The sequence below is a fragment of the Streptomyces sp. NPDC005281 genome (assembly GCF_040607495.1).
In the GTDB taxonomy this organism is placed as follows: domain Bacteria; phylum Actinomycetota; class Actinomycetes; order Streptomycetales; family Streptomycetaceae; genus Streptomyces.
In genome coordinates, this window is sequence record NZ_JBEXGX010000013.1 from 17,608 (window position 1) to 32,359 (window position 14,752).

The window sequence follows — 14,752 nt, forward strand, 5'->3', positions numbered from 1 at the left end:
AATCCGGTTCACCGCCGGCGGCGCAGCACCACGGCGACGCCGGCGGTGAGCAGCAGAGCCGCCCCCGCTCCACCGGCGACCATGGGGAGGGCGGGGCCACCGCCCGACGTGCTCTCGGCGGCGGGCGCCAGATGATCGGTGCCCGCCTTCTCGGCCGCCGAACCGGCCTCGGGGGAGGCGGAACCGGCGGACGGCGACGCGGCCGTGGCACTGGGCGTCGCGCTCGCCGGCCGGGTGGCCGCGGGGGACTTCTTGGCGCTCTTCGCGCCGGAGCCGCTCCCGGCCGTCGTGGAAGACCCGGTGCTCGCGGCCGGCTTCGACGCCCCGCCGCCGCCGGAGAACACCACGTCCGAGCACGAGTAGTAGGTGTCCGTCGTGCTGGAGTTCTGCCAGATGGTGAACAGCATCTGGCGGCCGGTACGGTCGGACGGCAGCGTCGCCCCGATCCGGTAGGCGCCGGCGACCAGCGCCGGGTCCGTGACCGTGGCGAACGGCTTCTCCGGCAGGTCGGACCACTTCAGCGGCCGCGTCGGACTGTAGCCCTGGTTGGTCAGATAAAGCTTGAAGGTCCCCGTGTGCGCGATCGTCGAGCTGTACTTCATGTTCAGGCGCGCACCTGGCGTCAGACGCGTCGCGGGGAAGTCGGCGCGGGCCAGGTCGAGGCCCTTGTAGGCGGGCAGGCCCCCGCTGCACAGTTTCCCGTCCGGGATCACCGAACGGTCCCGGCCGTCGACGCCACCCACCCGCAGGTTGTCCCACGCGGTGAAGGGCGAGCCGTTCGCCGCGATCGCCGCCAGGCAGGCCGCCGTCCGGTTCTGGCTGCCGCCCTCGGGCGAGCACGCGTACACCCGGCTGACCGGAGACGTCGGCGCGCCGTGCGCCGACGCGGTCCCCGCGGCCCATGTCGTGAGCAGCAGCGGAGCCGCCAGGGCGACGGCGGCCGCGGTGGCGGTGCGGTAGGCGGTCATCCGGGACGTCTCCTCGAAGCGTGGGCGAAGCGGCGGGCCGCCGTGCGCGGCCGGGACGCACTCCTCGCACGGGGCACGGTGGGATACGGATCCGGAGCGTGCGGTGTTCAGCCGGATCCGCAATCCGCGCGAATCGGGGCCACCTCGCCGGACCGCGCCAGGACGAGGGCCGGACACCGGCCGGATCGAGGGTTTTCCCGCTATCCCTCCTCTCCGCGGCCTGCCTATCGTTCAGCGCGACCGCCGACGGCGGCCGTGCACCCCCCGTCCAGGACCGGGCAGCGAAGAACTCCGGCGCGGACGAAGGGGATCTGACGACAGGGCTCGGGCCGACCGCTGGGCTCTACGGGGGGAGGGGCCGCTCGGCGCGCATCGCGCCGGACGGCCCCTTCTGTTCCGCCGGGTACGGTGAGCCGCATGCACGATCCCGCCGCCCCCGCCCGCAGTGCCGCCGATCCCGACGACGCCCCGGTGGTCGTGAGCTCGGTACCGGGCTCGTTCCCCTGGAGCGTGCTCGCCGAACGGCATCCGGCCCTCATCCGGAAGGTGCGCGACGCCTTCCCGTACGGTCCCGAGCAGCGTCACGCGCTCGACGCGCTGCTGCGGAACTGCGCCGAGGGCGTCGCCGAGCCGCTCGCGGAGCCCGCCGCGGACCGCGCCCGGTGGGACGCCTGGGGTGGCCAGGAGTACTACGGCCGGTCCTGGTTCGACCTGCCCTTCCTGTGGTCCGAGAGCTACTTCTACCGCAAACTCCTCGAAGCCGTCGGCTACTTCGCGCCCGGTCCCTGGCAGGGCATCGACCCCTTCCGCCCCTTCAAGCTCGCCGAACTCGACACCCCGGAGGCCGAGGAGGAACTCGCCGCGCTCGACGACCTCGCGCGCCGGCCGGCCGAGGAACAGGAGGAGGCGCTGCTGCACGGCTCCCTGTGGGGCAACCGCGCCGACCTCGGGTTCAGGCTGGCCGGCGGCGCAGGCGCGGCGGCGGCCGAGTCCCGGCTCGTGGCGGACGACACGGAACTGCTGCGGTCCCTGTTCGCCGGAGGCACCCTCTGTCTCGTCGCGGACAACGCGGGCCGCGAACTCGTCCCCGACCTCCTCCTCGTCGACCATCTGCTCCGGCACGGCCGGGTCGAGCGGGCCGCCCTGCACGTGAAGCCGTACCCGTACTACGTGTCCGACGCCACCGCGGCCGACGTGCTGGACGCCCTGCGCCGGCTGACCGCCGCGAAGGGAGCGGCCGGCGAGGCCGGGAAGCGCCTCTGGGCGGCCCTGTCCGGGGGCCGGCTCACCGTCAGGACCCACCCCTTCGCCTGCGGCCCGCTGCCGTACGCCGATCTGCCCGAGGACCTCCGGCGGGAGTTCGCCGCCGCCGACGTGACCCTGCTGAAGGGCGACCTGAACTACCGCCGGCTGATCGGCGACCGGCTCTACCCCGCCACCACCCCGTTCGCCGCCGTGACCGCCCACTTCCCCGGTGCGGTGGCCGCGCTGCGGACCCTCAAGTCCGATGTGGTCGTCGGGCTCGGCGCCGCCGTCGAGGCGGACCTCAACGCCGCCGAGGGCGACCGCTGGCGCACGGGCGGGACCCACGCGCTGATCCAGGCGAGACGCGGATGACCGTTCGCCCGGCTTCCGGGTCCGGTCAAGTCACCTGAATCCAGGGCCCAGGGACAGGTCCGGTGTCCTCGTGTGCGGCTTTCGGGCGGGTTCACGCGATGGTGTGATCATGTCCTGGCCTGCGGATGTGCGCGCGGGGCCCTGGGTAGGGCCCGGCCATGACGCAGCCGTTCCGACTCCCGCACTTCTACATGCCCTACACCGCCCGCCTGAACCCGCACCTGGACGAGGCGCGGGCCCATTCGGCCGAGTGGGCCCGCGACATGGGCATGCTCGAAGGTTCGGGCATCTGGGAGCAGTCCGACCTCGACGCCCACGACTACGGCCTGTTGTGCGCCTACACCCACCCCGACTGCGACGGGCCGGCGCTCTCCCTCATCACCGACTGGTACGTGTGGGTTTTCTTCTTCGACGACCACTTCCTGGAGACCTTCAAGCGCACCCAGGACCGCGCGGGCGGCAAGGCCTACCTGGACCGGCTCCCCCTCTTCATGCCGCTGGACCTGTCGGCCCCCGTCCCCGAACCGGAGAATCCCGTCGAGGCGGGACTCGCCGACCTGTGGGCGCGCACGGTGCCCTCGATGTCCACGGCGTGGCGCAGGCGGTTCGCCGTCTCCACCGAGCATCTGCTCAACGAGTCGATGTGGGAGCTGTCCAACATCGACGAGGGACGGATCGCCAACCCCGTCGAGTACATCGAGATGCGCCGCAAGGTGGGCGGAGCCCCCTGGTCGGCGGGGCTCGTCGAGTACGCGACCTGCGAAGTGCCCGCGTCCGTCGAGGAGTCGAGGCCGCTGCGCGTCCTCATGGAGACGTTCTCCGACGGGGTCCACCTGCGCAACGACCTCTTCTCCTACCAGCGGGAGGTCGAGGAGGAGGGCGAACTCAGCAACGGCGTCCTCGTCCTGGAGACGTTCTTCGGCTGCACGACACAGCAGGCCGCCGAGACCGTCAACGACGTACTCACCTCACGGCTCCGCCAGTTCGAGCACACGGCCCTCACCGAGGTGCCCGCGCTGGCTCTCGAGAAGGGGCTCACCGCCCCGGAGGTCGGCGCCGTCGCCGCGTACACACGGGGACTCCAGGACTGGCAGTCCGGCGGACACGAATGGCACATGCGCTCCAGCCGTTACATGAACAAGGGCGTCGCCGAGGAGGCGCGGCCCCTCGGCATGGGCGAGTTCGGGACGTCCGCCGCGGACGTCGGGGCACTGCTCTCGGCCGGGGCGGAGCGGCTGCGCGTGTACACCCACGTCCCGTTCCAGAAGGTCGGCCCCTCCAGGCTGCCCGAGTTCCACATGCCGTTCGAGGTCACCCTCAGCCCGCACCTCGCGGGTGCCCGCGAGGGCCTCGGCACCTGGATGCACGCCATGGGCATGCTCCGGGAGGGCGTCTGGGACGAGGACAAGCTCGTCGCCTACGACCTGCCGCTGTGCGCCGCCGGCATCCACCCCGACGCCACGCCCGAGGCCCTCGACCTCGGCTCGCAGTGGCTGGCCTGGGGCACCTACGGCGACGACTACTACCCGTTGTGCTTCGGCGGCCGCCCCGACCTGACCGCCGCCCGGCTGGCCACGGCGCGCCTGAGCGCCTGCATGCCCGAGGAGGGCGAGGAGACGCCCGTCCCGGCCAACGGCATGGAGCGGGGGCTGATCGACCTGTGGCGGCGCACCACCGCGGAGATGACCCCGGACGCCCGGACCGCGCTGCGCGCGTCGGTGGACGTCATGACGGAGAGCTGGCTGTGGGAGCTGTCCAACCGGATCCAGCACCGGATCCCGGACCCGGTCGACTATCTGGAGATGCGCCGGGCCACCTTCGGTTCCGAGCTCACCATGAGCCTGTGCCGCCTCGGACACGGCCGTACGGTCCCCCCTGAGGTCTACCGCAGCGGTGCCGTCCGGTCACTGGAGAACGCGGCCATGGACTACGCGATGCTCCTGAACGACGTCTTCTCGTACCAGAAGGAGATCGAGTACGAGGGGGAGATCCACAACGGCATCCTCGTCGTGCAGAACTTCTTCGGCTGCGACTATCCGACGGCGCTCGGCATCGTCCATGACCTGATGACCCGGCGCATGGAGCAGTTCCAGCATGTCGCCGCCCACGAACTGCCCCTCCTGTACGAGGACTTCAAGCTCTCGGAGGAAGCGCGCGCGATCATGCGGGGCTATGTGACGGAACTGGAGAACTGGCTGGCCGGAATCCTCAAGTGGCACCAGGAATGCGGCCGCTACGGCGCTGCGGACCTGGCCAGGCGCGCCCACGGCTTCGTACCGGACCAGGCGTCGGCGCTGCCGCTCGCCTGGCGGGCGGAACCCGTCTGAACAGGGTGCCGCACGGCGGATCGCCCGGCGGAGCGGCAGGGGCCGTGAAGGGCCGGCTCCTCGAACGGGGATGACAGTCTCACTCGTTAGGGGATCGTCGCGAGCCGGAGCGAGGGGTAGGGCATGAGCTGAAGGCGGTCCGTAGAACACCTGCCGGAGGCGACTCATGGAACAGGCCGCGTTGCGTGCCAAGCCGATGCCCGGTCAGAACCCCGGCGGTGGCGACCGTCCGGGCGGCGGCACGCGTACGTACGGCGGCGACCGTACGTCGGACGGCACCCGTCCGTCCGGCGAAAGCCGGCGCCCGCACGCCGCGCGGCGCCGCGGCCGGCGGCTGGTCACCCTGCTGACCGGCCTGTTCGTCGGGTCGGTCCTCGTCCTGTCCGGTGTGGGGCTCGGCGCGGTGGGCGCGACCGTGATCGGCCTGAACAGACTGGCGGACGTTCAGAAGCAGGCCGGTGCGGCCGGGCACGCACAGCAGCCCTCCGCCGGCTCCGGAGCGCCGCGGCCCGGCGGTTCCGGCGTGCCGGGGTCCGACAGCCCCAGGACGGAGTCCGGCACCGGCAGCCCGATCCGGTCGGGTGAGTCCGACGGGCAGTTCGCGCGAGGGACCCTCGGGGTCGAGGCCGTCGACGCCCCCGACCGCGGGGGCGCGCTGATCGTCGCCGTGCACGTCCCCGGTCCCGGCTGCACCGCGGGCCTGGTTAGCGGAGACGTCCTGCTCGCCTTCGGGGGGACCGGGGTCACCTCGGCCGCCGGCCTCGCGCGCGCGGTGGCGGACGCGACCCCGGGCCGGGAGGTCACCCTGCGCGTACGGCACGCGAACGGCGTCCGAGGGCGCCTGTCCGCGGTCCCCGGGATCGCGACCTGAGGGGCCCCGGCCCGAGCCCCCGCGAGTAAGGGACCCATTCCGCCAGGCGCAGGGGAAAAGGGCTGGTCAACGAAGCCGCGGCCCGTCACCATGGCCGCATGCTGAGCACCCTCGCCGCCTTCCTCGGCGCCTGCACCCTGATCGCGGCCTCGCCCGGACCGAGCACCGTACTGATCATCAAACGGTCGCTGGGCAGCAGGCGGTCGGGCTTCATGACCGTGCTCGGCAACGAGACCGGCGTCTTCCTGTGGGGAGCCGTGGCCGCGTTCGGCCTCTCCGCCCTGCTCGCCGCCTCCGAGCTGGCGTACGGCGTCATGCGCGTCGTCGGTGCCGTCGTGCTCGTCGGCTTCGGCGTCCAGACGCTGTGGCAGGCACGCCGTTCCAAGGGTGCCGCCGACAGCGGCTGGGAGGGCGCGGAGAGAAGCGCCTGGGCGTCCTACCGGGGCGGGCTGCTGCTCAACCTCGCCAACCCCAAGGCGGCCGTCTTCGCGATGTCCTTCCTGCCCCAGTTCGTGCCCGAGGGTGCCCCGCACCTGCCCGCCATGCTCGGTCTCGCCGCGCTCTGGGCGGTCTACGAGGTGGGGTACTACGGCGTCTACGTGTGGTTCGTCGGCCGGATGAAGGCCGTGCTGTCCCGCACGGGTGTGCGCCAGCGCCTGGAGCAGGTCTCCGGAGGCGTCCTGCTGCTCCTGGGCGCCCGCCTGGCCCTGGAGGGCTGACCCGGGGCGGGCGTGACCGGCTCGCGCACACCCCGAGGGAGGGGCAGGATGCTGCCGTAGCCCCCTGGGGGAACTCCGCACACACGGAGGCATGGATGACCGCCGCCACACCCGAGCCCTTCACCGCCGACGACTACGAGGCCCGTATGCGGCGCGCCGCCCGGGCCGCGGCCGACGCCGGGCTCGACGGCGTCCTGGTCGCGCCGGGGCCCGACCTGGTGTGGCTGACGGGGTACCGTCCGGTGGAGACCGAGCGGCTCACCCTGCTTGTGCTGCGGGCCGGTCACGACCCGGCCCTCGTCGTGCCCACCCTGGAGGCGCCCGACGCGGCCAAGTCGGCCGGCGCGCCCGCGCTGACCCTGCACACCTGGACCGACGGCTCCGACCCCTACGCGGCCGCCGAACCCCTCATGGGCCGTTCCGGCCGCTTCGGCATCAGCGACAACGGCTGGGCCCTGCACCTGCTGGGCATACAGAAGCGGCTCCCCGACACCCGCTACGCGGCCCTGACCGAGGCCCTGCCGATGCTCAGGGCCGTCAAGGACGCGGCCGAACTGGAGCGGCTCGCGGCCGCCGGAGCGGCCGCGGACGAGGCGTTCGAGGAGATCCGCAAGGTCCGCTTCGCCGACCGCAGGGAGTCGGAGGTCTCCCACGACCTCGCCGAGCTGCTGCGCCGGTTCGGGCACTCCCAGGTGGACTTCACCATCGTCGCCTCGGGCCCCAACGGAGCCAACCCCCACCACGAGGCCGACGAGCGGGTGATCGAGCCCGGCGACATGGTCGTCCTCGACTTCGGCGGCCTCAAGGACGGCTACGGCTCCGACACCTCCCGCACGGTCCACGTCGGCGAACCGGACGACGAGGAGCGCAAGGTGCACGACATCGTGCGCGAGGCCCAGGAGGCCGGCTTCCGTGCCGTGCGTCCCGGGGCCGCCTGCCAGGACATCGACCGTGCCGCGCGCGCCGTCATCGAGGCCGCCGGGTACGGCGAGTACTTCATCCACCGCACCGGGCACGGCATCGGCGTCACCACCCACGAACCGCCCTACATGGTCGAGGGCGAGGAACAGCCCCTCGTCCCCGGCATGTGTTTCTCCGTCGAGCCGGGGATCTATCTGCCCGGCCGCTTCGGGGTCCGCATCGAGGACATCGTCACGGTCACCGAGGACGGCGGACGCCGGCTCAACAACACATCCCGCGAGATGGTGATCGTCGACTGACACGCGCCCGCAGACCGCGCGGCGATCCCTCGCCCCCGCCCCCGGACGACAAGGGCGCGACCATGAACCCGACACCGGCACCGACACCCCCGCCGACTTCCGAGACCGTCCGTCGGCTCGTCCGCGCCCTGCTCTCGGACGACGCCGCGCCCGGTCCGGGACCGGACGTACGGCCCGTGCGCGAGGGGGGCGGGCACCACACCTGGTGGGTGGGCAGGCGCCATGTGCTGAGGCTCGCCCCGGACCGCAAGGCCTCCCTGCGCCAACGCCGTGAGCTGCGGCTGCGTGGTCTGATCCGCCCCTTCGTCGGGGGCGCCGTTCCCGTGAGCGTGGCGCGGGGCGAGTGGGCGAGCGGACTGAGCTACACCCTCGACACCAAGGTGCCCGGCGTCTCCGGTGAGGAACAGGCCGTCTCGGCGCTCGGCGAGGCCGACCTGGCGGACCTGCTGACCGGGCTGCGCGAGGTCCCCGTACGGCAGGCGGAGACCCTGGGGGTGCCACGGACCGCGCCGCGCTCCCTGGAGGACCTGCGGGCCGGCGCCGTACGGGCCGCCGGTCGGATCCCCGCGGAGGAGTTCGACCCCGCCCGGTTCGACCAGCTCGCCGCGCCCGCCGCCGTCCAGCTGGGCGCGCAGACCGGCCCCGCCGTCCTCGTGCACCACGGACTCCTCGGCGAGCACCTCGTGGTCAGCCCCGACGGACGGGTGCGGGGCGTCCTCGACTGGACCGGCACGGTGATCGGAGATCCGGCCGAGGACATCGCCGGGCTGGCCCTCGCCGTCGGTGCCCCGGCCGCCGTGCGCGCCGCGACCCTCGCCGGCTACGGTGCCCGCCCCTGCCTGCGCGGTCTGTGGCTCGCCCGCTGCGACACCGTCATCCGGCTCGCCGACCACCACCGGGGCGGCCGGGAACCCGGTCGACTCCCGCTCCTCGAAGCCCGGTTGGCGCGTGCCTGGGAGTCGATCCTGCTGGAGCGGGTCACGGACCTGCGGGACGCGCCGGGCGACGCACCCTAGGACCGAGGCAAGCCAGGACAGGGCGGGACGGAGCGGGGACAGGACAGGACGCTGTACCGCGGTACGTCAGGGCCCGGCCGAGCCCGGCAGGACGCCGGGGGAGGGATCGCTCAGGCCTGGGTCAGCACCACGCACGACTCTCCCGGCACGTTCAGCACGCCGTCCGCCGCCGGTGCCTCGACCGGCTCCCAGGCCGCGAGGACGTGTACGCGGCGGATGCCGAGCGGAATCGCCGCCGGATCCTTGCCGAGGTTCACGGCGATCCGTACGTCGCCGCGCCGGACGGCGACCCAGCGGGCCGTCGGATCGTGGGCGACCCTGACCGCCGCGAGATCGGGGTCCGACAGGTCGGCCTGGCTCCGGCGCAGGGCGATCAGTTCGCGGTACCAGGCCAGCAGCCGGGCGTGCGGGGCGCTCCCCGGCTCCGACCAGTCGAGACAGGAGCGGTCCCGGGTCGCCGGGTCCTGTGGGTCGGGCACGTCCTCCTCGGCCCAGCCGTGCGCCGCGAACTCCCGCCGCCTGCCCCGCCGTACGGCCTCCGCGAGCTCGGGGTCGGTGTGGTCGGTGAAGAACTGCCAGGGAGTCGAGGCACCCCACTCCTCGCCCATGAACAGCATCGGCGTGAAGGGCGCGGTGAGCGCCAGCGCGGCGGCACAGGCCAGCAGCCCGGGGGAGAGGGCGGCCGACAGCCGGTCCCCCTGCGCGCGGTTGCCGATCTGGTCGTGGGTCTGGGTGTAGCCGAGCAGCCGCTGCGCCGAGATCCGCGCGCGGTCGAGCGGACGGCCGTGATGCCGTTCGCGGAAGCTGGAGTAGGTGCCGTTGTGGAAGAAGCCCGACGTCAGCGTCTTGCACAGCGCGGTGAGCGGGGCGTGCGCGAAGTCCGCGTAGTAGCCCTGCGCCTCTCCGGTCAGCGTGGTGTGCAGCGCGTGATGGAAGTCGTCGTTCCACTGCGCGTGCAGCCCGAGACCGCCCTCCTCGCGTGAGGTGATGAGCCGCGGGTCGTTGAGATCCGACTCGGCGATCAGGAACAACGGCCGGCCCAGGTCCCCGGCGAGCGCGTCCACGGCCGCCGACAGTTCCTCCAGGAAGTGCAGCGCCCGGGTGTCCCGCAGCGCGTGCACCGCGTCGAGCCGCAGCCCGTCCAGCCGGTAGTCGCGCAGCCAGGCCAGCGCACTGCCCACGAGATACGCGCGCACCTCGTCCGAGCCGGGCGCGTCGAGGTTCACCGCCGAGCCCCAGGGCGTCTGGTGGGTGTCCGTGAAGTAGGGCCCGAAGGACGGCAGATGGTTGCCCGAAGGACCGAGATGGTTGTGCACCACGTCGAGGACGACACCGAGGCCCAGCTCGTGCGCCCGGTCCACGAAGCGCTTCAGCGCCCCGGGACCGCCGTACGGCTCGTGCACCGCCCACAGGGAGACACCCTCGTACCCCCAGCCGTGCCGGCCGGGGAACGGGCAGAGCGGCATCAACTCGACGTGTGTGACGCCCAGTTCGGCCAGATGTCCGAGGCGCTCCGCCGCCGCGTCCAGAGTTCCCTCGGGTGTGTACGTACCCACGTGCAGCTCGTACAGGACCGCGCCCGGCAGCGGGCGTCCGGGCCAGTCCGCACGCCACGCGTACCGCCCCTGGTCGACCACCGCGCTCTCTCCGTCGGGGCCGTCCGGCTGGCGGCGCGAGCGGGGATCGGGCAGGACCGGACCGTCGTCCACCGCGAACCCGTACCGGGTCCCGTCCGCCGCCTCCGCCTCGCCCGCCCACCATCCGGCACGTCCGGGATCACGCTCCAACGCGCTCGTGACACCCGCGCAATGGAGCGTCATCCGGTCGGCCCGTGGTGCCCACACCTCGAATCGCATGGACGCTTCCCCCTTGTCGGCTCGCAGTGACCCAGCCCGTCCATGGTGCTCCACAGGAGATCAATTCGCTTTCGGATCCACCCTTTTGCCGCGTGTTCGTCGCCCTTTGGTCGCGCGAACGGCGGCATACGGTCCCACCAGCCGTTTCCGGGTCTTCTGGACACCTTGTCGTTACTGGCCGACAATCACGAATGTGACGTCGTCCTTCGAGTTCCACCCGTACCCCGCGCGGCTGTCCGACGCGGAGCGCGACCGGGCGCTCAAGTCCCTCCGCGACGGCGTCGCCCTCGGCCGTCTCTCCCACGACACCTTCGTCCACCGCATGGAGCTGGCGCTGTCCGCCCGTCGCTCCGACGAACTCGCCGTGCTCACCGCCGACCTGCCCGGCGGCGACGAACCCGCCGGGCGGCGCTGGTCGAAGTGGGTGTTCGGCAGCGTGGAGGCCGTGTCCGGCTTCACGGTCCGGCTGCGCCGGGCCTGGCAGGCCGAGCGGCTGCCCAAACTGCAGCTGCCCGAACCGAGTGACGCCTACCCGCTGCGCATCGGCCGCGACCCGGCGAGCGGGCTGCGCCTCAACCACGAGACGGTCTCCCGGGTGCACGCCGAACTGCGGCGCCAGGGCGGTGCGTGGGTGCTGCGCGACCTCGGCTCGACCAACGGCACGACCGTCAACGGACGGCGCGTCATCGGCGCTTCCGTCGTGAAGGACGGCGACCAGGTCGGCTTCGGCCGCATGATGTTCCGCCTCGCCTCGGCCTGAACCACGGCCTCCGCACGGCGTAGGCGAGGAGTGCCCGGGCGCCGGGCGACCGGACAAGGACCGGTGTACGCGAGCAGCGCCCGCAGACCGGACACGGACCGGTGTACGCGAGCAGCGCCCGAGCGCCAGGCGATGGACATGAACCGCTGTACGCGAGGAGCGCCCGCCCGCCCGGCGACCGGACGCGGAGCGGCACTCACCGGTCGGCGCTCGCAACATCCGTGCGCTGCCGCGGTGTTGACGTACACCCGGAGTTCGTGACTGACTGTGGGTACTTGATGTACATCTGGTGAAACGACGGCACGTACGAGTGGAGGTGTGCTCTGCCGCCACTCCGCCGTTACCCCACCGTGGACGAACTCGGCGTCCGCGCCGCCGCGCTCGTCGCCCGCCACCCCGAAGCCGCCCGGCTGCGCCGCGTGGGCACCTCCCGGGCCGGCACACCGATGCTGCTCCTGTCCGTCGGACACGGCAGCCGCCAGGCCCTCGTCGTCGCCGGACCGCACGCCAACGAACCCGTCGGCGGCGCGACCGCCCTCAGGCTGGCCGAGCGGGCACTCACCGACCCCCGCCTCACCGAGGGCGCGGACGCCACCTGGAACCTGCTGCTCTGCCTCGACCCCGACGGCTCCCGCCGCAACGAGGCCTGGCTCCAAGGCCCTTACACGCTCGGCCACTACTTCCGGCACTTCTTCCGGCCCGGCTTCCACGAACAGCCGGAATGGCTGCCCGACGGCCCGGACGGTGCCGCGCTGCCGGAGACCCGCGTCCTGCTCGGACTCCAGGACGAACTGCGGCCGTTCCTCCAGTGCTCCCTGCACGGCGTCGACGTCGGCGGCGCCTTCGTCGAGCTGACCCGCGACCTGCCCGGCCTCTCCCAGCGCGTCGCGCACAGCGCGGCCCGCCTCGGCATCCCGCGCGAACTCGGCCCCTACGACACCCTGTACTGGCCCGCGCTCGGTCCCGCCGTCTACCGCGTCCCGCCACCGCGCACGGGCGACCTGGCCGCCGCCATCACGGAGGCCGCGGTCGACTCCACCTGGTTCCACCCCCAGACGCACGGCACGGTCACCGCGATCGTCGAGGCACCCATGTGGGGAGTCGGCGCCGTCGAGGACCCGGCGCGCCCCGCCGATCCCGACGCGGTGCTGCGCTCCGTCAGCCGAACCCTGCGGCACGACACGAGAGTTCTTGAGGACGTCCTGGCCCGGGTGCGCCCCGGCCTCGGCAGCTCGCCGGACGTGACCTGTCTGCTCGCGCCCGTCGACGACTATTTACTGGTCGGCCCCGGACTCGCCGACTCCTGGGACCCCGACGCGCGCGACGCCGGGACACGAGCCCTGCCCCCGCTCGACACCGCCCGGCTCACCGCCCTGCGCCTCGCCGGGCGCCGGGTCGCGCTGCGCACCGCCGGGCTGCTGCACCAGCTCGTCGTCGCCTCCGGCGAGGACCCCTGCGACGCGCTGCCCGAGCTCGACCGGCTGATCGACGCGTGGTGCGCCGACTACCGCGACGGCTGCGGAGCGCGCTGGATACCGGTCGCACGCCAGGTCGAGTACCAGGCGCGTGTCGTGCTCGCCGCGTTCGAACTCGCCGGGCGCCACAACGGCACACGTCCTCGTTCGGGTGACTCCGGCTGGACCGCACAGGCCAAGGTGCCGATGCACCGGGAATGACGACACCCCTTCGAGTGATCCGCGCCGCCCTGCTCGTCCCGCTCGCCCTTCTCCTGGCAGGCGCGGCCCCCGCGTCCCCCCGGCACGGCCTGCCCGGCAACTGGCTCCGCCTCGCCGTCACCCGCGGCGACGCCCGCTCCAGCGACACCCGCGGTGTCCTGCTGCTCTGCGACCCGCCCCGGGGCCACGCCCACGCGGCCAGGGCCTGCCGGCAACTCGCCGCCGCCGGAGGCGACATCGGCCGCATCCCCCGTCGGTCCGGCACCATGTGCCCCATGATCTACGCGCCCGTGACGGCGTCGGCGCACGGCGCGTGGAACGGCCGCCGGGTCGACTACACGCGCGCGTTCTCCAACTCCTGTGCGATGAAGGCCGAGACGGGCGCGGTGTTCGACCTGTCGAGCTGAGTCAGACGGCGCCGTCGCGCGCGTGGCGGGCGGCCGCCATCACCGTACGGGCCTGGTGCTCGACCTGGTTCTCCAGCGGCACCCAGCGTGCGCCGAAGCGTTCCGCGAAGGCGTCGCTCCAGCCGCCGACCAACTGTTCCAGGCGGGGTGCCTCCTGGTCGCCGGCCTCCCGCAGGACGCGCAGCAGCATCGACGCGGCCCGCAGCGGGATCCGCCTGCCGAACGCGTCCACACTGCCCACGTACGCCATCGTCGTGTCCGCGGGGGGCGGCTGCGACCAGTCGGCGGCGAGCCCCGGCACCAGGTCCAGTGCCCACTTCGCGGCCCGCAGAAGCGGTCCGTCCGGTCCCCGCAGCCGGGGCAGGGCCCGCCCGAGCACCGCCTCCACCTGATCGGCGTCCATCACCAGCCGGTGGGCCAGGCGTCGCATCGCCGCCTCGGGAGCGGGGTGCGGCGCCGGATCGTCCACCAGGTCGCTGGCCCACATCGGTACCTCCACGACGGCCGTCAGACCGCCGTACCGGTGGGCGTGGTACCAGGTGCTGTGCCGGGCGTCGTCAGGCATGCTCGGGTACGCCGTGTCCGAGCCCGGCGCAGGCATCACATGGACCCCGGGCCCCGAGGCGGGCCAGCCCGCGGCGTCGGAGGCGGCCGTCTCGACCGGGATGCGCAGCTCCGCCGCAGACTTGGCGAACGGCTCCGCGAGACCCGGGATGTCCTTGGTCAACTGCACCCAGCTGCCGCCCAGATCGGTTCCGTGCAGCGTCACCTGGAGGTAGGGCCGCACCTCGTCGATGACCCGGGTCAGCGCGCGAGTCTCCGGCGGGAGCCGGTCGGGCGGCAGGACGGAGGGCGACCACTCCGGCTGCTCGGGGCCGGCCGGACGGAAGAAGCCCAGGTGGTAGTCGAGGAGGGTCCGCGGTGCGGGGGTCACATGGAGGCTCGCCCCGTCGGGGTCCGCGCAGAGCAGAAAGTGCCAAGAGGTGTCCCGGCGCAACTCCCTTCGGTACAGCACGCGTTCAGCCAGTGACAACAGCGTCGAACCGCCCGTCGGTTCGTTGGCGTGGGCCCCCGCCACGACGAGGACCGCGCGCCGGGCGTGGCCGACGGACAGCAGGTGGAGGGGTCTGCCCGCGCGGGAGGCGCCCACTTGTCTGAGGACGCACAGGTCGGGCCGGTGGGCCGCCAGCGCAGAGGCGGACGACACGATTTCGGTCACACTGGGGTAGCGCAACTCCGGCAGATGACTCACCCCCGACTTGTCCGCCCTGCGTCGCTTTTGGCAGTACTCCACGGTCTCGGAGAACTGTCAAGG

At 73.1% G+C, this 14,752-nt stretch carries 12 protein-coding genes; 9 read left to right on the forward strand and 3 right to left on the reverse strand.

What is annotated here, in order from left to right:
* Window positions 1–8: 8 nt before the first annotated feature.
* On the reverse strand, window positions 9–968 hold the full coding sequence (locus ABZV42_RS19430; protein ID WP_355979374.1) for a lytic polysaccharide monooxygenase: 960 nt from the start codon (window positions 966–968) through the stop codon (window positions 9–11).
* Between the two features lie 417 nt (window positions 969–1,385).
* Between ABZV42_RS19430 and ABZV42_RS19435 the strand changes: the two genes are divergently transcribed.
* The 6 genes from ABZV42_RS19435 (at window position 1,386) to ABZV42_RS19460 (ending at window position 8,738) form a co-directional block, all read left to right on the forward strand.
* On the forward strand, window positions 1,386–2,585 hold the full coding sequence (locus tag ABZV42_RS19435) for a damage-control phosphatase ARMT1 family protein (RefSeq protein WP_356052861.1): 1,200 nt from the start codon (window positions 1,386–1,388) through the stop codon (window positions 2,583–2,585).
* A gap of 158 nt (window positions 2,586–2,743) precedes the next feature.
* On the forward strand, window positions 2,744–4,912 hold the full coding sequence (gene cyc2 / locus ABZV42_RS19440; protein WP_356052863.1) for a germacradienol/geosmin synthase Cyc2: 2,169 nt from the start codon (window positions 2,744–2,746) through the stop codon (window positions 4,910–4,912).
* Window positions 4,913–5,078: 166 nt separating this feature from the next.
* Window positions 5,079–5,783, forward strand: coding sequence for a PDZ domain-containing protein (locus ABZV42_RS19445; RefSeq protein WP_355979367.1), 705 nt, complete (start codon window positions 5,079–5,081; stop codon window positions 5,781–5,783).
* 98 nt (window positions 5,784–5,881) lie between these two features.
* Entirely contained in the window at window positions 5,882–6,502 is a 621-nt protein-coding gene (locus ABZV42_RS19450; RefSeq protein ID WP_356052865.1) for a LysE family translocator, read from the forward strand.
* Window positions 6,503–6,597: 95 nt separating this feature from the next.
* Window positions 6,598–7,722, forward strand: a complete 1,125-nt coding sequence (locus ABZV42_RS19455; RefSeq protein WP_355979365.1) for an aminopeptidase P family protein — start codon at window positions 6,598–6,600, stop codon at window positions 7,720–7,722.
* A gap of 62 nt (window positions 7,723–7,784) precedes the next feature.
* Entirely contained in the window at window positions 7,785–8,738 is a 954-nt protein-coding gene (locus ABZV42_RS19460; protein WP_356052867.1) for an aminoglycoside phosphotransferase family protein, read from the forward strand.
* A 110-nt stretch (window positions 8,739–8,848) separates the two neighbouring features.
* Here the strand turns inward: ABZV42_RS19460 and treZ are convergent, their stop codons facing one another.
* Window positions 8,849–10,594, reverse strand: a complete 1,746-nt coding sequence (treZ, locus tag ABZV42_RS19465; protein WP_356052869.1) for a malto-oligosyltrehalose trehalohydrolase — start codon at window positions 10,592–10,594, stop codon at window positions 8,849–8,851.
* A gap of 193 nt (window positions 10,595–10,787) precedes the next feature.
* On the opposite strand from treZ, the gene ABZV42_RS19470 reads away from it, so the two are divergent.
* The 3 genes from ABZV42_RS19470 (at window position 10,788) to ABZV42_RS19480 (ending at window position 13,437) form a co-directional block, all read left to right on the forward strand.
* Window positions 10,788–11,354, forward strand: coding sequence for a DUF1707 and FHA domain-containing protein (locus tag ABZV42_RS19470; RefSeq protein ID WP_355979359.1), 567 nt, complete (start codon window positions 10,788–10,790; stop codon window positions 11,352–11,354).
* A gap of 350 nt (window positions 11,355–11,704) precedes the next feature.
* Window positions 11,705–13,030, forward strand: a complete 1,326-nt coding sequence (locus ABZV42_RS19475; RefSeq protein ID WP_355979357.1) for a M14 family zinc carboxypeptidase — start codon at window positions 11,705–11,707, stop codon at window positions 13,028–13,030.
* Window positions 13,027–13,437, forward strand: a complete 411-nt coding sequence (locus tag ABZV42_RS19480) for a subtilase-type protease inhibitor (RefSeq protein WP_356052871.1) — start codon at window positions 13,027–13,029, stop codon at window positions 13,435–13,437. The genes ABZV42_RS19475 and ABZV42_RS19480 overlap by 4 nt, the downstream gene beginning before the upstream one ends.
* Window position 13,438: 1 nt before the next feature.
* On the opposite strand, the gene ABZV42_RS19485 is transcribed toward ABZV42_RS19480, so the two are convergent.
* Window positions 13,439–14,689, reverse strand: coding sequence for a M14 family zinc carboxypeptidase (locus ABZV42_RS19485; protein ID WP_355979353.1), 1,251 nt, complete (start codon window positions 14,687–14,689; stop codon window positions 13,439–13,441).
* Window positions 14,690–14,752: the final 63 nt, after the last annotated feature.

What these genes read in the sequence shown, in the direction of transcription:
- ABZV42_RS19455 (WP_355979365.1), top strand. Translation starts at nt 6,598, where the DNA reads ATGACCGCCGCCACACCCGAGCCCTTCACCGCCGACGACTACGAGGCC.
- cyc2 (WP_356052863.1), top strand. Translation starts at nt 2,744, where the DNA reads ATGACGCAGCCGTTCCGACTCCCGCACTTCTACATGCCCTACACCGCC.
- ABZV42_RS19480 (WP_356052871.1), top strand. Translation starts at nt 13,027, where the DNA reads ATGACGACACCCCTTCGAGTGATCCGCGCCGCCCTGCTCGTCCCGCTC.
- ABZV42_RS19445 (WP_355979367.1), top strand. Translation starts at nt 5,079, where the DNA reads ATGGAACAGGCCGCGTTGCGTGCCAAGCCGATGCCCGGTCAGAACCCC.
- ABZV42_RS19460 (WP_356052867.1), top strand. Translation starts at nt 7,785, where the DNA reads ATGAACCCGACACCGGCACCGACACCCCCGCCGACTTCCGAGACCGTC.
- ABZV42_RS19450 (WP_356052865.1), top strand. Translation starts at nt 5,882, where the DNA reads ATGCTGAGCACCCTCGCCGCCTTCCTCGGCGCCTGCACCCTGATCGCG.
- treZ (WP_356052869.1), bottom strand. Translation starts at nt 10,594, where the DNA reads ATGCGATTCGAGGTGTGGGCACCACGGGCCGACCGGATGACGCTCCAT.
- ABZV42_RS19430 (WP_355979374.1), bottom strand. Translation starts at nt 968, where the DNA reads ATGACCGCCTACCGCACCGCCACCGCGGCCGCCGTCGCCCTGGCGGCT.
- ABZV42_RS19435 (WP_356052861.1), top strand. Translation starts at nt 1,386, where the DNA reads ATGCACGATCCCGCCGCCCCCGCCCGCAGTGCCGCCGATCCCGACGAC.